Source organism: Rhodopseudomonas parapalustris (assembly GCF_053772255.1).
Window position 1 is genome coordinate 41,880 of sequence record NZ_JAMKBZ010000017.1, and the last position, 17,587, is coordinate 59,466.

A 17,587-nucleotide genomic window follows, 5' to 3' on the forward strand; every position below is an offset into this window, starting at 1 on the left:
CCGCCCATGACCATCAAGGCCGTCGTGTTCGATGCTTACGGCACGCTGTACGATGTTCAGTCCGTTGCAGCCATCACCGAGACGGAGTTTCCCGGATACGGCGAGCTGATCACGCAACTCTGGCGGATCAAGCAGCTCGAATATACGTGGCTGCGCTCGCAGATGGGGACTTACGAAGACTTTGGGGTCGTCACCCGGGATTCGCTCGCCTACACGCTCGACTGCATCGGCATCGAGGCGGGCGGCGGCGCGTTTGAGCGGATCTTCGCCAAATATCTCGATCTTGCGCTGTATCCCGAAGCGCTGTCGGCGCTGGATGCGCTCGCGCCCTGCAAGCGCGCGATCCTGTCCAATGGCAGCCACGATATGCTCGGCGCCCTCACCCGCAACACCGGGCTCGACCGCGTGCTCGACGACGTCATCAGCGTCGACGCCGCCAAGGTGTTCAAACCGCATCCGCATGCCTACGCGCTGGCCGAAGCACGGCTCGGCGTGGCGCCGCGCGAAATACTGTTCGTGTCGTCGAACCCTTGGGACGTGGCGGGCGCCAAGGCGTTCGGCTTCACCGTGGCCTGGATCGAACGCGTCAGCCGCGACGCGATGGCGCGCGAACTGCGGCGTCCAGGACCGCTGCCGCCGCAAACGCTGTTCAAGGCGCTGCGCACGCAGATGGATGTGCTCGGGTTCGAGCCAGACCATCGCATCGGCTCGCTGACGGCGCTGGCGGAGATCGTCGCGAGCCACTGAGATTTGCGCCGTAACGGGCTTTGCGGCATATCGGCTGCTCGGTTGCCGGCTCGAAGCGCCGGTTTTGAGGGGCCGCATGAGTCTTGAATCCGTCCGCGCCTGGTTCGCGCAACACGCACCCGACATCGCCGTTCAGGAATCGAAGATGAGTTCGGCCACCGTGCCGCTCGCCGCCGAAGCCTACGGCGTGCCGCCGGAACAGATCGCCAAGACGCTGTCGCTGCGCGTCGGCGAGCGCGTGGTCCTGATCGTCACCAGCGGTACGACGCGCCTCGACAACAAGAAGGCCAAGGCGCTGCTCGGCGGCAAGCCGAAGATGCTCGGCGTTCACGAAGTTGCTGATCTCACCGGCCACGAGGTCGGAGGCGTGTGTCCGTTCGGCTTGAAGGAGCCGCTTCCGATCTATTGCGACGTGTCCCTGCGACAATTCGACCTCGTGGTTCCGGCCGCCGGCTCGACCCACAGCGCGGTGCGGATCGCACCGCAACGGATGGCCGAACTGGTCGGCGCCGAATGGGTCGACGTTTGCGAAGCGCGCGATTGACAGCGATCTCGCTGATCGATCCACAGCCACATCCCTGTCGATTAGTCCGTACCAAACGGCCACAACGTAGTTTTGCAATGCGACATTTCATTTGCTTCGAAACAGGATCGGGCCGACGGGCTTGACATTGAGCGCTGCGCACTGGACGCTGTCGCCAACGAAAAAGATTACGGACCGCACACGCAAAAGACGGGAAAACCCGCGGGCGATGCGATCCATGCGGGGGGACAGATGCTGGGCAGATTGCTCGGTTACGCGTCGGCGTTGCTGGCCTGGATCGGCGGCATCGCGCTGGTGCTGATGATGCTACACATCGCAGCCGACGTCGTTGCTCGCTACATTTTCAATGCGCCGCTGCACGGGACGGTCGAGATCGTCTCCGCCTACTACATGGTCGCCGTGGTGTTTCTGCCGCTGGCGATGATCGAGCGTGCCAACGGCCACATCGTGGTCGAGCTCGCCACTCAGCATTTCCCGCGCCGGGTCCAGGACATGCTGATCGGCGTGGTCGCACTGGTGTCGGCGGCCTATTTCGGCGCCTTCGCCTGGCAGACCGGCGGCGACGCCATCAAGAAATATCAGATCGGCGAGCAGGCTCTCGGCACCGTGGCGGTGACGGTGTGGCCGACGCGGTTCTTCCTGCCGATCGGCTGCGGCATGATCGCTCTGGTCCTCGTCTACAAGGCGGCCCGATTGTTCAGAGGCGATCGGAAAGTGCTGCAGCCTCACGTCGCGCGCGAAGCAATCGAATAACAAGAAGCCGAGCGCAGGGGGACGCCGAAGATGGATGATCTGACGCTGAGCGGGGTCGTGCTCGGCCTGCTGATCGTGGCGATGCTGCTCCGGGTGCCGGTCGGCGTCGCACTCGGCGGTCTGTCGTTCGCCGGAATCTGGGCGATGCTCGGCCCGCGCGTGGCCTGGGGCACGCTGACGTCGATGCCTTACGATTTCATCTCGCACTGGACGCTGAGTTCGGTGCCGATGTTCCTGTTGATGGGCTACATCTGCTTCCACTCGCAGCTCACCGACGGGCTGTTCCGGGTGGCGCGAGCTTGGCTGTCGTGGATGCCGGGCGGATTAGCCGTGGCCTCGGTCGGCGCGGCCGCCGGCTTTTCGGCAGTCACCGGCTCGTCGCTCGCCTGCGCGGCCGCGATGGGACGGATCGCGATCCCCGAGATGCTGCGCAGCAAGTATCATCCCGGCCTTGCCGCCGGCACGGTCGCGGTCGCAGGCACCATCGGCTCGATGATCCCGCCGAGCATCCTGCTGCTGGTCTACGGTATCTACGCCGAACTGCCGATCAGCAAACTGTTCATCGCGGGCGTGGTGCCGGGACTGCTCACGGCCGCGCTGTACGCCGCGATGATCGTCACCCGGGTCAAGCTGAACCCGTCGCTGGCGCCGCGGATCGACGACAAGGTCACCTGGGCCGACCGCTTCGGTGCGTTCCGGGGAACGTGGCCGGTGTTGGTGCTGATCTTCGGCGTGTTCGGCGGCCTGTTCGGCGGCGTGTTCACCCCGACCGAAGCCGGCGGCATCGGCGCGTTGCTGGCGTTCGTGATCGGCTTCGCTCAGCGCACGCTGACCTGGGACAAGATCAAGCTCGCCATCACCGAGACGCTGGTGACCACCGGCTCGATCTTCATCATCGCGATCGGGGCGCTGCTGCTGACCCGATTCCTGGCGCTGTCCGGCTTCACCGATTTCATCTCGGGTGTCGTGATCGAGGGGCAGATCTCGCCGCTGATGCTGGTGCTCGGCACCATGGCGGTGCTGCTGTTCCTCGGCTGCTTTCTCGATCCGATCGGCATCATGCTGCTGACGCTGCCGGTGTTCCTGCCGGCGGTCGAGAAGCTGCACGTCGACCTGATCTGGTACGGCATTCTGCTGACCAAGCTGCTCGAAATCGGGCTGATCACCCCGCCGGTGGGTCTCAACGTCTTCGTCATCAAGGGCATCGTTGGCGACACCATTCCGATCGAGACGATCTTCCGCGGAATTCTGTGGTTTCTCGTCGCCGACCTGATCTGCGTCGCGCTGCTGGTCGCGTTTCCGCAGATCGCGACCTACCTGACCACGCTGATCAACTAGCCGGAGTAGCTCACGGACGCACCAAGGACGGCGACAAGCCGCACATCAAACCCACAGGGAGACACGACATGAAGGCAAAATGGATGGCCGCGACCGCACTGGCGTTCGCGCTCGCACTCGGCGCCTCCGGCAGCGCTTCGGCGGTGACGCTGAAGGCGGTGCACTATCTGTCGCCGAAGCACCCGGTCGGGCTCGGCTACGAGACCTTCGCCGAGGAGGTGAAGAAGAACACCAACGGCGAAGTCACCGTCCGCATCTTCCCGGCCGAATCCCTACTCGGCGCCAAGGCGATCTCCGACGGATTGCGCGATCAGGTCGCCGACGTCGGCTTCGCCACCATGAGCTACACCCCGTCGTATTATCCTTACGGCGTGATGCTCAACGATCTGGCGATGGTCGGTGAGAACGACATGGCGGCCGCGATGGCGATCACCGAGCTGTTCAACCTGCACTGCAAGCCGTGCCTTGCCGAATACACCAAGCAGAACCAGCTTTTCGGCAGCGGCATGAGCACCGCTCCCTACGTGCTGATCGCCAAAGGCGACATCAATTCGCTCGACAAGATCAAGGGCAAGAAGCTGCGCGCCGGTGGCGCGCTCTGGGACCGCTTCGCCAAATCGGTCGGCGCCACCGGCGTCAACGTGCCGTCGTCCGAAATGTACGAGACCTTGTCGCGCGGCATCATCGATGCCGCGGTCTATGCGGTCGGCGGCCTCAAGACCCACGGCCTTGCCGACACCGCCGGCCAGGTGGTGATGCTCAATCTCGGCTCGTTCCGCTCCGGCAATCTGTATTCGATCAACCTCGACACCTGGTCGAAGATGACAACGCCGCAGCGCGCCGGCGTCCTCAAGGCGATCCCGGTGGCGGTGGTCAAGACCGTCAACGAGTATCACGCCGGCGACAAGGCGGCGCTCGAGCTCGCCAAGGAGAAGAAGGTGCCGGTGGTCCAGCCGGACCCGGCGCTGCTCGCCGCGCGCAAGGACTTCGTCGAGAAGGATCTGCCCGGCATCATCGAGGCCGCCAAGAAGAAGGGCATCGAGAATGCCCAGGAATTCGTCGACAAGTACAAAGAGCTACTGGCGAAGTACGAAAAGCTGATCACGCCGATCGAGAACGATCCGAAGAAGCTCAGCGACATGTTCTACAACGAGGTCTACGCCAAGCTCGACCCGGCGACTTTCGGCGTGAAGAAGTAGCGACGAGACGTCGCTGCTCGCCCCAAACGCGAGGGGGCGGCCTTGCTGCGCGAGGCCGCCCCTTGTTTCAGTTGGCAAGTAAGGTGTCGTCCGCTCACCAGCGGCGCCAACCATGATGCCGCCAGTACGGCCGCGGACCGTAGAACCGCGGGCCATAATAGCGCGGGCCGTAGAAGCGCGGACCATAATAGCCGTAAGCGCCGTAGTAGTTCGGCCGCCACCAGCACCGGCCCCATTCGTTACAGACGTAGCGAACCTGGTCGACCTGGGCGGATGTGCTGCCGGCGACCTGCGCGGTGCCGGGAAGACCGTTCGGCATCGCCGCAGACGCGATGCCCGGAGCGAACGCGACCGCGCCCAGAGTGGCAGCGGCAGCAACGGCGAGTTTCAGTCTCATCGAACAACCTCCTTCGAACCGAGAACCATTGATCGGCCCTGAGCCTAGGAGGTCGCATCTGAACGGGCGCTGACGAGAGAGTTCATCTACATGAACTCTCGTTAAGGTGTGCGGCACAACTGGTTCGGCCGCAGCCGCTCACGCGGCCTCGCGCGTCTCTGCTCCGTCGCGATGAAGCGTGCGCAGGAAGTCGCGCACCGCATCGCCGAGCGAACGAGCCTGCTGCGCCAGCGTGCCGGATGCCGACATCGTCACCTCGGCGTGCTGTTCGGTCTCGGTGATGTTGCTGCCGACGCTTTGGATGTTCCCCGAGATGTCGCGAATGCCGGTGAACGCCTCTTCGATGTTGCGCGCGACTTCTTCGGTCGCCGCAGTCTGCGCCTCGACCGCAAGCGCGACCTGATGCGTGATATCGTCGACCTCGCCGATCGAGCGGCCGATCCCGGAAATCGCATCGACCGCCGCGCGGGTGGTCTCCTGCACTTCGGCGATGCTGCGCGAGATGTCGCGGGTGGCGTTGGCAGTCTGCTCGGCGAGCGACTTCACCTCCTGCGCCACCACCGAAAAGCCCCGCCCCGCTTCGCCGGCACGCGCCGCTTCGATCGTGGCGTTGAGCGCCAGCAGATTGGTCTGGGAGGCGATCTCTTCGATCAACTGCACGATCGTGCCGATCCGCTCGGTGGCGGTCGACAGGCTGCCGACGGTGTCTCGAGCGTGATCGGAGGCCGCCACCGCGGCCTGCGCGATCGCCGCCGAGCGATTGACGCTGCCGAGGATCTCGTTGGCCGAGGCGGTCAATTCGGCGGTCGCCGCCGCTACCGTCTCCATATTGGTCGAGGCCTGTTCGCTGGCCGCCGAGACCGCCATGGTACGGTCGCGCGTCGCGCTGACGCCGCGGCTGAGACTGCCGGCGGTCTCGCCCATATTGCTGGAGGCGGCGCCGACCGCATCGATCACCGTGCCGATCGCGGTCTCGAACTCTGCGGTGTTGGCGTTGAACGCCGCAACCCGAGTCTCGATCACCTGCATCGCCTCGTTGATGGTGCGGCTGGCGATCAGCAGCGAGCCGCGCAGGCCCTGCGGCAGGATGTGGCGATAGTATTTGTCGTCGCGGATCGCCGCCATCGCAGCGCTGGATTCGCGCACGAACGCGTCGCAGCGGTCGATCATGTCGTTGAAGCGATTCTGCAGGTCGAGCAGACGCCCACGATCGCGATGCCCGACCAACCGGGCCTCGAAGTCGCCGTCGGCGATGCGGCCGCAGACCTCGTCGATCTGGCTCAGCATGCGGTCCAGCCGCAGCAGCATCGCCGCGACGCCGGTGGCGCCGAGCAGCGACACGCCGAGGCCGATCTGCAACAGCAGCGGCATGCCGAGCACCATGCCCGCCGCCGCAGCCAAGGTCCCAGCGACGCAGGCGGCGAGGCAGAGACCTGCCCTAAAGAGAGAAGACGAGTTGATCATAAGAAATGTTCTTCGACTTGACGAAATCGATCAGGTGATGATGGCCGGCCGCCAGCGCATCCTTGCCGTTGCGGTGCCGTGATTCCTGCGCGAGCAGCTCGGCATAGACCGGCTCCAATGCGGCAACGACCCGGCGCTCCGGGACGCGGCGATTGGAGTGATAGCCGATCACGGTCCCGGCGGAGTCGAACGACGGCGTGATGTGAGCGAACACCCAGTAATGATCGCCGGCCTTTGTCATGTTCTTGACGTAGGCGAAGATCTCGCGCCCTTCGGCGAGGGTATCCCACAGCAGCTTGAAGACACAACGTGGCATGTCAGGATGTCGCACGATCGAGTGCGGCTGACCGAGCAGTTCGGCTTCGCTGTATCCGCAGATGTCGATGAACACCTGATTGGCGTAGGTGATGCGTCCCTTCAGGTCGGTCTTGGACACGATAATGTCGTCGGCGTCGAAGAACACTTCAACGCCAGTGGGCTTGACGGAAGAGGTCACGGCGAAATCCGGTTCAGCGGCTGAAGAAGACTTGCGCGGACACTGATCAACGCCCCGGTCCCGCCACGCAAAGCTACGAGGCAGGTCTTAATAGTTAGTTCGCCCAACTAGCGACCGAACCGCCCAATGCAGGCAATGAACAGTGAGGTGTTTCGATCATCCATTCGATCGTTCGGCATACTATCAACTCACGTTGTAGTATTTTCCCTGACAAGAACGAATCGTCCGTCCGGGCTTCACCGTTTATCGTTCTGGCGACGACCGACGCCTGCGATGAGAAGGAATGCAACGACCAGACTGGCGACGTTCAACGCCCAAACCCTCACGGACGTGACCGGCCATCCGAAGCCGCTGACCATCACCACGCTGAGAACAGCCGCGATGATGACCGCGGCAGCGCCGGCCCCAGCGAGGCGTCCGACATCCCTTCGCGATAACTTCGGCATCGGCCATTTGGGCATCTAGGGACGTCCGTATGTGAGGGCTTGGCCAGGCTCGTCTGGCGGCGCAGGCGCCGCGGCAATTTGGGGCAGGCCATACACCCCAACGCGGTGCGCGGGACTGAGTTCCATAACCGAAACCGACCGTCTCGTTGCCGACGAGCAGGCTCGGCTTCGCCCAACCGATTCTTAAGATCCGGTTGCTAAATCAAGCCGATGCCGCGTCGGGGCCGACACGGCCGGTTCGGGGAAGCGCTTTGGCCGTTATGGACTCTCCACCAGCAACGCCCCTGGCGGCGCTGAAAGCGCGCCTTGCCTCCCTGTTCGGCGGCTCGAACGAAGCCTCGCTCACCAACCGGCTCGCCGGTACCATTTTCCTCATTCGTGTCATCAGCGCTGGCCTCGCCTACGGAGCGCAGATCCTGCTGGCACGCTGGATGGGCGGGTCGGATTACGGCATCTACGTCTACGTCTGGACCTGGGTGCTGCTGCTCGGTTCGATGCTGGACTTCGGCATTTCCGCCTCGGCGCAGAAGATCATTCCAGAGTATCGCGCGCGCGGCGAGCTCGACCGGTTGCGCGGCTTCCTGTCCGGCAGTCGCTGGGGCACGTTGGCCGCCTCCAGCGTGGTGTCGCTGCTGCTCGCCGCGCTGGTATGGGCGCTGTCGCCGCTGATCGGCGACGCCACCGTCCTGCCGCTGTATCTCGGCTGTCTGACGCTGCCGGCCTTCGTCGTCGCCAACACCCAGGACGGCATCGCCCGGTCGCACGACTGGATGCGGCTCGGGCTGATGCCGCAGTTCATCATCCGCCAGGCGCTGATCATCGGTTTCACGGCCGGCCTGTTCGTGCTCGGTTTCGAACTCGGCGCGGTTGCGGCGATGGCGGCAAGCTGTGCGGCGGTCTGGATCGCCATGCTCGGCCAGATGGTCGCGCTCAATCGCCGACTCGCCGGCCACATCCCGGCTGGCCCAAGCGCCTATGACGTCCGTGGCTGGCTCGCCACCTCGCTGCCGATCCTGCTGGTGGAGAGTTTCTATCTGCTGCTGTCCTACACCGACGTGCTGGTGCTGCAGCAGTTCAGCACGCCGGAAGAGGTCGGCATCTACTACGCGGTGGTCAAAACGCTGGCGCTGGTCTCTTTCGTTCACTACGCGATGTCGGCGAGCACAGCGCACCGCTTCACCGAATATAGCGTAGCTGGCGACAACGTGAGGCTGGCCGCCTATGTCCGTCACGCAATTCAGTGGACGTTCTGGCCGTCGCTGGCGGCCACGCTAGCGCTGCTGGCGCTCGGCAAGCCGCTGCTGTGGCTGTTCGGACCGCAGTTCACCACTGGCTACGGCATCATGTTCGTCGCCGCGATCGGCCTGATGGTCCGCGCCGCGATCGGTCCGGTCGAGCGCCTGCTCAACATGCTCGGCCACCAGCACATCTGCGCCCTCGCCTATGCGCTGGCGTTCGCGGTGAATCTGGCGTTGTGCCTGATCCTGGTCCCCCGTTTCGGCGGCTACGGCGCCGCCGCCGCGACGTCCGCGGCTCTGACCTTCGAGACCGTGCTGCTGTTCTGGATCGTCCGCAAACGCCTCGGCCTGCATGTGCTGGCGTTCGGCCGCAAAGGCTAGTTCAAGTGGTCGGCGCGCTGCTGACCAGCTCACCACCTCGTGCTATAGTTTCATCATGAGCGCGGACAACCTCGAGGCTTTGATCAAGCGGGCAGAATCCTGGCCGGAAGCGGCGCGGGAGGAACTGGCCGCGGTGGCCCGCGAGATCGAAAGCGAGCTTCAGGCAGACTGCTATCACGCAAGTGCCGAAGAGCTGCGGATCATCGACGCTGCGGCCGCAGCTCTCGACGCGGGCGAGCAGGCCACGGACGACGAAATTCGAGCTGCGTTCGCCAAGTTTGGGCGATGAAGGTCGTCTACTCCCGGCAGGCTCTCGCCGACCTCGACCAGATCTCCGCCTATTACGGCCAGCACGCAAGCCCGAGAGTTGCCCGATCGATCGGCGCGCGGATCGAAAACGTGATCGCTCGGATCGCATCGGCTCCCGATGCGGCGCCCAAAGTCACACAACGTCCAGACGTTCGATCGGCAGCCGTGGTGCGCTATCCGTTTCGGGTCTTCTATCGCGTGCGAGACTCCAAGATCGAGATCCTGCACATCCGTCACACGGCGCGAGCGCCGATGCAGCAGAGCGATTAGTCGCCCTACTCATTGACCAAAGTCGTCGCCCGGCTTGACCGGGCGACCAAGTACCCCAGATACGAAATGCTCTGCATACTGAATCCTCCGCTTTCGCGGAGGATGACGTCGGTGGTGGGTCAGACGCTTACGCCCCGCGCAGGCGCGAAAGCTGTTGGTGCGCCTTACGCCGCAGTCCAGCCGCCGTCCATCGACAGGTTAGCGCCGGTGATCTGGCTGGCGTCGTCGCCGCAGAGATAGACCGCGAGGGCGGCGACCTGTTCTGGCGTGACGAACTGTTTGGTCGGCTGAGCGGCAAGCAGGACGTCGTTGATCACCTGCTCCTTCGTCAGGCCGCGCGCCTTCATGGTGTCGGGAATCTGCTTCTCGACCAGCGGTGTCCAGACGTAGCCCGGCGAGATGCAGTTGCAGGTGATCTTGTGGGTGGCCAGCTCCAGCGCCACGGTCTTGGTCAGGCCGGCGATGCCGTGCTTGGCGGCCACATAGGCCGACTTGAACGGCGACGCGACCAGCGAGTGCGCCGAGGCGGTGTTGATGATGCGGCCCCAGCCGCGCTTCTTCATCCCCGGCACCGCGGCGCGGATGCCGTGGAACGCCGACGACAGATTGATGCCGATGATCGCGTCCCACTTCTCGATCGGAAAATCCTCAATCGGCGAGACGAACTGGATGCCGGCGTTGTTGACCAGGATATCGACCGAGCCAAAGGTGATTTCACCGAGCTTGATCATCTCGGCGATCTCGACGGGCTTCAGCATGTCGGCCGGCGAATACACCGCTTTCACGGCGAATTCCGTCTCGATCGCCTTGCGCTCCTTCTCGATCGCGTCCGCTTCGCCCATGCCGTTAATCACGACGTTGGCGCCGGCCTTGGCGAAGGCGCGCGCATAGCTGAGCCCGATGCCCGAGGTCGAGCCGGTCACGACCGCGGTTTTGCCTGTCAGATTCGTCATCATCCGCTCCTGTTCGCGGGGTTGAGAAAGCGGCGCAGAACAGGCCGCTTATTCGAATGCATCCCGGGTGAGGTCCCAGGTCACCATGGTCTCGCCGTCCTGCGGCGCGCGTTGCCAGCTCTGGTCGCGCATCGAGACGTAGACGTCCTGCTCGCCGGCCTTCCAGTGCTCGGTCATGTTCAGCCGGGAGAAATCGTAGTCCTTCGACGACGCCTCATAGTCCCGTTTACGATAAATCAGATGCACGACCGTGACGGCATTCTCCTGCGCCGCCTGATGCAGGATGGCGTAGGCCGGATCGTCGCGTAATTCCGCAGGCAGCCGGTCGATCAAATCCCGCAGCGCCGTGCGGGCATTGTGGATCATCTTGTTCTTGTCGGTATTCAGCCGGGTACGGCTGGAATAGCGGATGTCCTTCTCGCGCTCGGCAGCCTCCAGCAGCGTCTCCGGCAGACGGCCGCGCGAGCTGAAAAGATCCACCTGAAAGATCAGCAGATTCTCGCGTTGCTCGCAGTCGAGCACGTAATCCAGCGGCGTATTCGAAGCGACGCCGCCGTCCCAGTAATACTCGCCGTCGATCTCGATCGCTGGAAACCCCGGCGGCAGCGCAGCCGACGCCATGATGTGCTCGGGGCCGATGGTCTGCTTGGTGGTATCGAAGTAAACGAAGTTGCCGGTGACGATGTTGACCGCACCGACACTGAGCCGGATACCGTTATTGTTGAGCCGATCAAAATCCACCAGCCGCTCCAGCGTCGACCGTAGCGGCGCGGTATCGTAATAGCTCAGACTAGACGGCTTGCCCGACGGCAGCAGATGCGTCGGCGGAAACCGCGGCGTGAAGAATCCGGGCACACCGAAGGTCGCGATCATCGCCGCCGAGGCCTCGTTGAACAGCGAATGCACATGATCGTCGTGCAGCAGCGGCTGCCACGGCACCGGCGAGGACGCCATCTCCCAGAATTGCTTCAGCTTCTCGACGCGCTGCTCGCGCGGATTGCCGGCGATGATCGCCGCATTGATGGCGCCGATCGAAATTCCGGCGAGCCATTGCGGTTCGAAATCGTGATGGCACAGCGCCTGATAGGCACCGGCCTGATACGCGCCGAGCGCGCCGCCGCCCTGCAGCACCAGCACGCGGCGCGCATCGCACGGCCTCCCGGCCTTTCTGTGAGGTGTTTGGTCCATCCGGTTGGTTGCACCCTCGAGCAGACGCCGGCAACTTGGCGGGGCGCAGCGCCTGCGTCAATCGCGCCAACGTCGGGGCGCGATCACGCCCGGTTTATCGTGGTGTGTCGGTGGAGGCGAGAATCATGGTCCAGAACACCTTGTATTTGGTGCCCGGCGCATAACTCGCGGCGATACCGATCCGGTCGACGCCGTTCTTCAGCATGTTGGCGCGATGCGGCGGCGAATCCCGCCAGCCCGAAAACGCTTCCGCCAGCGTGTGATAGCCGGCCGAGACGTTCTCGACCGCGATCGCCGCCGGATAGCCGGAGGAGTTCAGCCTCTGCGCCAGCGGCGCCTTGACGTCGTGGTCGAGCTTGTTGCGTCTCGCCATGGTCGAGGACTGGTCCTCGGCGAGCTTGGTCAGCGCCGGATCCACCGTGACCGGACCAAGGCCGTTGTTCCGGCGATATTGCGAGATCATCGTGGCCGCCGCGGCGACATCGACCCGGGCGCCTTCGCGCGCCATGCTCTGATACATCGACGGCGTATCGACCGACGGCGCGACATCGCCGGTACAGCCTGCCAGCACCAACAGGCCGAGAACGGCCATCACCCCGCGAAACATTGTGCAGATTCCCCATTCGCGCGCGATCGGCACCGCCGGCCCGTCACCGGCTCACGCCGCGCCGGGCAGTTGTTGCACGTCAACAGTGGCTGAATGGTGAAGATGCCGCAGGCCGCAAACGCGAGTCACGGCCCCCAAACGACAACGGCCCGGACTTGCGTCCGGGCCGTGAGCAGTCGCCGTGGAGGTTCAGGCGGCGGCCGCCGACTTCGAGGTGGGGACCGACGAAATCGTCTTCAGAACCTGGGAAGCGATCTGGTAGGGGTCGCCCTGGGAGTTCGGGCGGCGATCCTCAAGATAGCCCTTGTAGCCATTGTTGACGAACGAGTGCGGAACGCGGATCGACGCGCCGCGATCCGCGATACCGTAGGAGAACTTGTTCCACGGCGCGGTCTCGTGCTTGCCGGTGAGCCGCATGTGGTTGTCCGGACCGTACACCGCGATGTGGTCGTCGAGGTTGGCCTCGAACGCCTTCATCATCGCTTCGAAATACTCCTTGCCGCCGACTTCGCGCATGTAGGCGGTGGAGAAATTGCAGTGCATGCCCGAGCCGTTCCAGTCGGTGTCGCCGAGCGGCTTGCAGTGGAACTCGATGTCGATGCCGTACTTTTCGGTGAGGCGCAGCATCAGGTAGCGCGCCATCCACATCTGGTCGGCGGCGGTCCTCGATCCCTTGCCGAACACCTGGAACTCCCACTGGCCCTTCGCCACTTCGGCGTTGATGCCTTCGTGGTTGATGCCGGCGGCGAGGCAGAGGTCGAGATGCTCTTCGACGATCTGGCGCGCGACGTCACCGACGTGCTTGTAGCCAACGCCGGTGTAGTACGGACCCTGCGGCGCCGGATAGCCGGCATCGGGGAAGCCGAGCGGGCGGCCGTTCTTGTAGAAGAAGTATTCCTGCTCGAAGCCGAACCAGGCACCTTCGTCGTCCAGGATGGTGGCGCGGGTGTTGGTCGGATGCGGGGTGACGCCGTCCGGCATCATCACTTCGCACAGAACCAGGATGCCGTCCTTGCGAGCAGCGTCCGGGTACATCGCGACGGGCTTCAGCACGCAGTCCGAGCTGTGGCCTTCGGCCTGCATCGTGGACGAGCCGTCGAATCCCCACAGCGGAAGCTGCTCGAGCGTCGGATAGACCTCGAATTCCTTGATGGTCGTCTTGCCGCGCAGGTTCGGCGTCGGCTTGTAGCCGTCCAGCCAGATGTACTCGAGCTTGTACTTGGTCATGCGGTCCTCTCGTTGGAGATGCCATCGGCGTTCGGCCCGATGGCGGACGCGGAACCGCACCCGGCGGCCTTCGGTCCAGCCGAGATGAAGCATTTAATATGCCAGACTGAGCCAAATCGCCGCAGGCACGGCAGCGGCTGCAAGACAGCAACCTGGGCGCGAAAAGCCCGATCGATCGATCGCCGGCCATTTGCGCCAAAACGCCCGAATGATCCGTATTCCCCCGCATTCGCAGCGGTGAACAAAATTAACCACTCGGGCGCACGATTTTCTCGGAGGTGGAAAGCGCAACCAAGCCATCCCGGTCGCGTTGCACCAAACAAGTGCCGAGTTCATCAGCAGGCGACTGAATGCGCAAAGAAGCGCCAATCACTGGTTCTTCATTGATCATTTTGCCTGCACGCCAAGCAACCAAGTTATGATCCATTGCGACGCGCGGTCTGGCCGCTCGTCGAGTCAGCTTCATCGACCCGAAGGAGAGAAAGGAGAGATCGCGTGAGTAGCCTGAATCAGACCTCCGCCAAGATCTACCAGTTCCCGGTCGGCGGCCGGGATGGAGCCAACCGCACGGCGCTGCCGAGCAGCGAAGCGGCCTCAAATCCGGCGAATATTCTGACCTGCTCGAGCTGGTATCACGAGATCGCGATGCTCGAAGAGCAGTCGACCAAGCGGCCATGATACCGCAACTTGCGGGGCGATGCCGCCGCGACCATCGCAGCGACTGACGAAGGGCCGGCGCACGCGTTCGGCCCTTTTTGCTGCGCGAGGATCCCGTCAGACGCCGAAGATCGACCAGCCCATCCGCTTGGTCAGCATCTCCAGCGCGACCCGGCCGAGATGAGAGTTGCCGGCGGCATCGAGACCCGGCGCCCATACCGCGATCGAGGCCTTGCCCGGCGCCACCGCCAACACGCCGCCACCGACGCCGCTCTTACCCGGCAGGCCGACCCGGTAGGCGAACTCACCCGAGCCGTCATAATGACCGCAGGTCAGCATCAGCGCGTTGATACGCCGGGCGCGTTCGTTGGACACGACGTTGTGGCCGGTCGACGGGTTCTGGCCGCTGTGCGCCAGGAAACGCCCGGCCATCGCCAGTTGACGGCAGCTCATCGCGATCGCGCAATGGTGGAAATAGACTCCGAGCGTGTACTCGACCGGATTGTCCAGCACCCCGAACGACTTCATGTAGTTGGCGAGTGCGGCGTTGCGAAAGCCGGTGCGCTGCTCGGATTTCGCCACCGCTTCATCGATCGCGATCGAGGAATCGCCGGCCAGGAACTGCATGAAGCGCAGGATCTCGCCGAGCGCCTCGCGCGGTTGATGCCCGGACAGGATCAGATCGGTAACGGCGATCGCGCCGGCATTGATGAACGGATTGCGCGGGATGCCGCGTTCGTGTTCGAGCTGCACGATCGAGTTGAACGCCGATCCCGACGGCTCGCGACCAACTCTGTGCCACAGCCGGTCGCCGGCCTTGCCGAGTGCCAGCGTCAGCGTGAACACCTTCGAAATGCTCTGGATCGAAAACGCCACGTCGGCGTCGCCGGCAGCCGCGATATGGCCGTCGGCTGCGATCACTGCGAGGCCGAACGCCTTCGGATCGACCCGCGCCAGCTCCGGGATGTAGCTCGCCACCTCGCCGCGGTCCGCCCGCTGGGCCATCTCGTCGGCGATTTCGGCAACGACACGGTCGAGAAGTTGATTGTTCATGGCGGCGCATTTGATGCAAAGCGCGCACCAGGTCAACGGCGGCGTGATGGTCGATGCCTCCCCCCGTCATTGCGAGCGAAGCGAAGCAATCCAGACGCCACGCGTGCGGCCTCTGGATTGCTTCGTCGCTACGCTCCTCGCAATGACGGCGTGGAGAACTGCGGCTTAACTGGCCGACGTCAGATGCCGCTGGCGGCGGAGCTGGAGCGCGCTGCGGTGACCGTCTCCGGTCGGTTGATAGAACTCGGTGTAGCGATGCGTCGCTTCGCGGAAGGCGTGTGCATCGGCTTCCTTCTTAACGTCGAGCGCGTCGAAGCCATTGCGGACCAGAAAAGTGAACTGATCGCGCAGCACCTGCCCGGTGGCGCGCAGCTCGCCGCGATAACCATAGACCTCGCGCAGCCGCCGCGCCTGGCTATGGGCGCGGCCGTCCTTGTAGGTCGGAAACACCAGCGCGATCAGCGCCAGCCGGTCGAGCCAGGGCTTCAGCTCGGCGACGTCACGGTTGTTCGGCCAGACCACGCCGAGCGGGCTGTTGCGCGCCACCAGCCGCTCGGGATCGGCCAGCAAGCGCGTAGCCAAGATCAGCACCGGACCGGCGGCCGGCAACTCTGCGTCGTCGGCCAAAGCGACGAACTCGTCGGTCGCGATCTGTCCGTTCCTAACGAGTGGCATAGACGCGCTCCTTGAAGGGTTCGACGCCGAGCCGCTTGACGGCGTCGACGAACAACTCGTCCGGCCGCTGCCGCAGGCTGAGATAGGCCTCGACAATATCCTCGATCACATCGGCGACTTCACCGTAAGGCACCGCCGGGCCGATCAGAACGCCGAGTTCGGCGCCCTCGTCGGCGCGGCCGCCGATGGTGATCTGATAGAACTCCTCGCCGTTCTTCTCGACGCCGAGAATGCCGATGTGGCCGACGTGATGATGGCCGCAGGCGTTGATGCAGCCGGAGATGTTGATGTGCAGCCGCCCGATCAGCGCCGCGGTGTCGGGATTGGCGAAGCGCCGCGACAGCTCCTGGGCGATCGGGATCGACCGTGCATTCGCCAGCGAGCAGTAATCGAGCCCCGGGCAGGCAATGATGTCACTGACGAGACCGACATTCGGCGTGGCGAGACCGTGCTTGTCGAGCGCGGCCCACAGCGCCGGCAGGTCGCGCTTGGCGACGTGCGGCAGCACCAGATTTTGTTCGTGACCGACCCGGATCTCACCGAACGAGTAGGTGTCGGCAAGATCGGCAACCGCGTCCATCTGCTCCGCCGTGGCGTCGCCGGGCGGTCCGCCCGCGGGCTTCAGCGACAACGTGACGATGGCATAGCCGTCCTGACGATGCGGCGCGACCGAGTTGCCGCGCCACGCTTCGAACCGCGCATCGCCGGCCGCGGCGCGCAGCTCGTCCGGTTCGGCCGGCAGCTTTTCATAGGCCGGATAGATGAAGCGCGAGCGAATGTCCTCGATCATCTCGTCGTCGAGCGTGAGCGGCCCGTCGGCAATCTCGGCCCATGCCTGCTCCACCTCGGCGGCGAACTTCTCGACGCCGAGCTCGTGCACCAGGATCTTGATCCGCGCCTTGTAGATGTTGTCGCGGCGTCCGTACTGATTGTAGACGCGCAGCACGGCCTCGATGTAGCTGAGGATGTCGCGACCCTTCACGAAGGGCTTGATGGTCTTGCCGATGAACGGCGAGCGGCCGAGCCCACCACCGACCAGCACTTCGAAGCCGGTTTCGCCGGCGTCGTTCCTGACGAGCTTCAGGCCGATATCGTGGATCTTGATCGCGGCGCGGTCGTGATCGGACGCCGTGATGGCGAACTTGAACTTGCGCGGCAGGAACGAGAATTCCGGATGCAGCGCGGTGTGCTGCCGCAGGATTTCGGCCCAGACCCGCGGGTCCTCGATCTCTCCCGGCGCGACGCCGGCCCACTGATCGGCAGTGACGTTGCGGGTGCAATTGCCCGAGGTCTGCATCGCGTGAATGCCGACCTCGGCGAGCTCAGCGAGCGCATCGGGCAGATCGGCGAGCGCGATCCAATTGAACTGGATGTTCTGGCGCGTGGTGAAATGGCCGTAGCCCCGGTCGTAGGTCCGCGCGACATGCGCCAGCTTGCGGAGCTGTTCGGAGGACAGCGTGCCGTAGGGAATGGCGACGCGGAACATGTAGGCGTGGAGTTGCAGATACACGCCGTTCATCAGCCGCAGCGGCTTGAACTCGTCCTCGGTCAGTTCGCCATTGAGGCGGCGGCGCACCTGATCGCGGAATTCGTCGACGCGCTCGTGGACGATGGCACGGTCGATCTCGTCGTAAGCATACATGGA

General features: G+C 64.2%; 20 protein-coding genes. 9 read left to right on the forward strand and 11 right to left on the reverse strand.

Going from position 1 to position 17,587, the window contains the following annotated elements; genetic code table 11:
• The first annotated feature begins 6 nt into the window (after positions 1-6).
• From M9H71_RS15725 to M9H71_RS15745, 5 genes are all read left to right on the forward strand, one after another.
• Complete coding sequence (locus tag M9H71_RS15725) at positions 7-747, forward strand: haloacid dehalogenase type II (RefSeq protein ID WP_455405898.1); 741 nt, start codon at positions 7-9, stop codon at positions 745-747.
• 76 nt (positions 748-823) lie between these two features.
• Positions 824-1,291: a YbaK/EbsC family protein gene (locus tag M9H71_RS15730; RefSeq protein ID WP_455405899.1), complete on the forward strand. Its 468-nt coding sequence runs from the start codon at positions 824-826 to the stop codon at positions 1,289-1,291.
• Positions 1,292-1,522: 231 nt separating this feature from the next.
• Entirely contained in the window at positions 1,523-2,044 is a 522-nt protein-coding gene (locus M9H71_RS15735; protein WP_455405900.1) for a TRAP transporter small permease, read from the forward strand.
• Positions 2,045-2,074: 30 nt separating this feature from the next.
• Positions 2,075-3,382, forward strand: coding sequence for a TRAP transporter large permease (locus M9H71_RS15740; protein ID WP_455405901.1), 1,308 nt, complete (start codon positions 2,075-2,077; stop codon positions 3,380-3,382).
• Between the two features lie 68 nt (positions 3,383-3,450).
• The gene (locus M9H71_RS15745) at positions 3,451-4,581 is read left to right on the forward strand and encodes a C4-dicarboxylate TRAP transporter substrate-binding protein (RefSeq protein ID WP_455405902.1); all 1,131 of its coding nucleotides are present in this window, start codon (positions 3,451-3,453) and stop codon (positions 4,579-4,581) included.
• 94 nt (positions 4,582-4,675) lie between these two features.
• On the opposite strand, the gene M9H71_RS15750 is transcribed toward M9H71_RS15745, so the two are convergent.
• From M9H71_RS15750 to M9H71_RS15760, 3 genes are all read right to left on the reverse strand, one after another.
• On the reverse strand, positions 4,676-4,978 hold the full coding sequence (locus M9H71_RS15750; RefSeq protein WP_455405903.1) for a hypothetical protein: 303 nt from the start codon (positions 4,976-4,978) through the stop codon (positions 4,676-4,678).
• 138 nt (positions 4,979-5,116) lie between these two features.
• Positions 5,117-6,442: a methyl-accepting chemotaxis protein gene (locus M9H71_RS15755; RefSeq protein WP_455405904.1), complete on the reverse strand. Its 1,326-nt coding sequence runs from the start codon at positions 6,440-6,442 to the stop codon at positions 5,117-5,119.
• Positions 6,417-6,938 (reverse strand): PAS domain-containing protein, encoded by a 522-nt coding sequence (locus M9H71_RS15760; protein ID WP_455405905.1) that lies wholly within the window; start codon positions 6,936-6,938, stop codon positions 6,417-6,419. Before M9H71_RS15760 ends, M9H71_RS15755 begins: the two co-directional genes overlap by 26 nt.
• A 706-nt stretch (positions 6,939-7,644) precedes the next feature.
• Between M9H71_RS15760 and M9H71_RS15765 the strand changes: the two genes are divergently transcribed.
• The 3 genes from M9H71_RS15765 to M9H71_RS15775 are packed head-to-tail and all read left to right on the forward strand — an operon-like array spanning position 7,645 to position 9,582.
• On the forward strand, positions 7,645-9,003 hold the full coding sequence (locus M9H71_RS15765; RefSeq protein ID WP_455405906.1) for a lipopolysaccharide biosynthesis protein: 1,359 nt from the start codon (positions 7,645-7,647) through the stop codon (positions 9,001-9,003).
• A 55-nt stretch (positions 9,004-9,058) separates the two neighbouring features.
• The gene (locus M9H71_RS15770) at positions 9,059-9,292 is read left to right on the forward strand and encodes a hypothetical protein (protein WP_455405907.1); all 234 of its coding nucleotides are present in this window, start codon (positions 9,059-9,061) and stop codon (positions 9,290-9,292) included.
• On the forward strand, positions 9,289-9,582 hold the full coding sequence (locus tag M9H71_RS15775) for a type II toxin-antitoxin system RelE/ParE family toxin (RefSeq protein ID WP_455405908.1): 294 nt from the start codon (positions 9,289-9,291) through the stop codon (positions 9,580-9,582). The genes M9H71_RS15770 and M9H71_RS15775 overlap by 4 nt, the downstream gene beginning before the upstream one ends.
• A 164-nt stretch (positions 9,583-9,746) precedes the next feature.
• Here the strand turns inward: M9H71_RS15775 and M9H71_RS15780 are convergent, their stop codons facing one another.
• The 5 genes from M9H71_RS15780 to M9H71_RS15800 all read right to left on the reverse strand — a co-directional run bounded on the left by M9H71_RS15780 (position 9,747) and on the right by M9H71_RS15800 (position 13,984).
• Positions 9,747-10,535 carry a 3-hydroxybutyrate dehydrogenase gene (locus tag M9H71_RS15780; protein ID WP_455405909.1) on the reverse strand — a complete coding sequence of 263 codons (789 nt, stop codon included), beginning with the start codon at positions 10,533-10,535 and terminating at the stop codon, positions 9,747-9,749.
• A gap of 48 nt (positions 10,536-10,583) precedes the next feature.
• The gene (locus tag M9H71_RS15785) at positions 10,584-11,723 is read right to left on the reverse strand and encodes a DUF3734 domain-containing protein (RefSeq protein ID WP_455405910.1); all 1,140 of its coding nucleotides are present in this window, start codon (positions 11,721-11,723) and stop codon (positions 10,584-10,586) included.
• A gap of 94 nt (positions 11,724-11,817) precedes the next feature.
• Entirely contained in the window at positions 11,818-12,330 is a 513-nt protein-coding gene (locus M9H71_RS15790) for a CAP domain-containing protein (protein WP_455405911.1), read from the reverse strand.
• A 189-nt stretch (positions 12,331-12,519) separates the two neighbouring features.
• On the reverse strand, positions 12,520-13,557 hold the full coding sequence (locus M9H71_RS15795) for a glutamine synthetase beta-grasp domain-containing protein (protein WP_455405912.1): 1,038 nt from the start codon (positions 13,555-13,557) through the stop codon (positions 12,520-12,522).
• 247 nt (positions 13,558-13,804) lie between these two features.
• On the reverse strand, positions 13,805-13,984 hold the full coding sequence (locus M9H71_RS15800) for a hypothetical protein (RefSeq protein ID WP_455405913.1): 180 nt from the start codon (positions 13,982-13,984) through the stop codon (positions 13,805-13,807).
• Positions 13,985-14,052: 68 nt separating this feature from the next.
• On the opposite strand from M9H71_RS15800, the gene M9H71_RS15805 reads away from it, so the two are divergent.
• Positions 14,053-14,235: a DUF2735 domain-containing protein gene (locus M9H71_RS15805; protein ID WP_012497457.1), complete on the forward strand. Its 183-nt coding sequence runs from the start codon at positions 14,053-14,055 to the stop codon at positions 14,233-14,235.
• Positions 14,236-14,331: 96 nt separating this feature from the next.
• Here M9H71_RS15805 and M9H71_RS15810 read toward each other — a convergent pair whose 3' ends face one another.
• The 3 genes from M9H71_RS15810 to M9H71_RS15820 form a co-directional block, all read right to left on the reverse strand.
• Positions 14,332-15,267 carry a glutaminase gene (locus M9H71_RS15810; protein ID WP_455405914.1) on the reverse strand — a complete coding sequence of 312 codons (936 nt, stop codon included), beginning with the start codon at positions 15,265-15,267 and terminating at the stop codon, positions 14,332-14,334.
• Positions 15,268-15,432: 165 nt separating this feature from the next.
• Positions 15,433-15,942, reverse strand: a complete 510-nt coding sequence (locus tag M9H71_RS15815) for a DUF934 domain-containing protein (RefSeq protein ID WP_455405915.1) — start codon at positions 15,940-15,942, stop codon at positions 15,433-15,435.
• Positions 15,929-17,584, reverse strand: coding sequence for a nitrite/sulfite reductase (locus tag M9H71_RS15820; protein ID WP_455405916.1), 1,656 nt, complete (start codon positions 17,582-17,584; stop codon positions 15,929-15,931). The genes M9H71_RS15815 and M9H71_RS15820 overlap by 14 nt, the downstream gene beginning before the upstream one ends.
• Positions 17,585-17,587: the final 3 nt, after the last annotated feature.

What these genes read in the sequence shown, in the direction of transcription:
- M9H71_RS15735 (WP_455405900.1), top strand. Translation starts at nt 1,523, where the DNA reads ATGCTGGGCAGATTGCTCGGTTACGCGTCGGCGTTGCTGGCCTGGATC.
- M9H71_RS15770 (WP_455405907.1), top strand. Translation starts at nt 9,059, where the DNA reads ATGAGCGCGGACAACCTCGAGGCTTTGATCAAGCGGGCAGAATCCTGG.
- M9H71_RS15755 (WP_455405904.1), bottom strand. Translation starts at nt 6,442, where the DNA reads ATGATCAACTCGTCTTCTCTCTTTAGGGCAGGTCTCTGCCTCGCCGCC.
- M9H71_RS15810 (WP_455405914.1), bottom strand. Translation starts at nt 15,267, where the DNA reads ATGAACAATCAACTTCTCGACCGTGTCGTTGCCGAAATCGCCGACGAG.
- M9H71_RS15785 (WP_455405910.1), bottom strand. Translation starts at nt 11,723, where the DNA reads ATGGACCAAACACCTCACAGAAAGGCCGGGAGGCCGTGCGATGCGCGC.
- M9H71_RS15815 (WP_455405915.1), bottom strand. Translation starts at nt 15,942, where the DNA reads ATGCCACTCGTTAGGAACGGACAGATCGCGACCGACGAGTTCGTCGCT.
- M9H71_RS15795 (WP_455405912.1), bottom strand. Translation starts at nt 13,557, where the DNA reads ATGACCAAGTACAAGCTCGAGTACATCTGGCTGGACGGCTACAAGCCG.
- M9H71_RS15775 (WP_455405908.1), top strand. Translation starts at nt 9,289, where the DNA reads ATGAAGGTCGTCTACTCCCGGCAGGCTCTCGCCGACCTCGACCAGATC.
- M9H71_RS15790 (WP_455405911.1), bottom strand. Translation starts at nt 12,330, where the DNA reads ATGTTTCGCGGGGTGATGGCCGTTCTCGGCCTGTTGGTGCTGGCAGGC.
- M9H71_RS15725 (WP_455405898.1), top strand. Translation starts at nt 7, where the DNA reads ATGACCATCAAGGCCGTCGTGTTCGATGCTTACGGCACGCTGTACGAT.
- M9H71_RS15730 (WP_455405899.1), top strand. Translation starts at nt 824, where the DNA reads ATGAGTCTTGAATCCGTCCGCGCCTGGTTCGCGCAACACGCACCCGAC.
- M9H71_RS15800 (WP_455405913.1), bottom strand. Translation starts at nt 13,984, where the DNA reads ATGGATCATAACTTGGTTGCTTGGCGTGCAGGCAAAATGATCAATGAA.
- M9H71_RS15820 (WP_455405916.1), bottom strand. Translation starts at nt 17,584, where the DNA reads ATGTATGCTTACGACGAGATCGACCGTGCCATCGTCCACGAGCGCGTC.
- M9H71_RS15750 (WP_455405903.1), bottom strand. Translation starts at nt 4,978, where the DNA reads ATGAGACTGAAACTCGCCGTTGCTGCCGCTGCCACTCTGGGCGCGGTC.
- M9H71_RS15765 (WP_455405906.1), top strand. Translation starts at nt 7,645, where the DNA reads ATGGACTCTCCACCAGCAACGCCCCTGGCGGCGCTGAAAGCGCGCCTT.
- M9H71_RS15780 (WP_455405909.1), bottom strand. Translation starts at nt 10,535, where the DNA reads ATGACGAATCTGACAGGCAAAACCGCGGTCGTGACCGGCTCGACCTCG.
- M9H71_RS15745 (WP_455405902.1), top strand. Translation starts at nt 3,451, where the DNA reads ATGAAGGCAAAATGGATGGCCGCGACCGCACTGGCGTTCGCGCTCGCA.
- M9H71_RS15740 (WP_455405901.1), top strand. Translation starts at nt 2,075, where the DNA reads ATGGATGATCTGACGCTGAGCGGGGTCGTGCTCGGCCTGCTGATCGTG.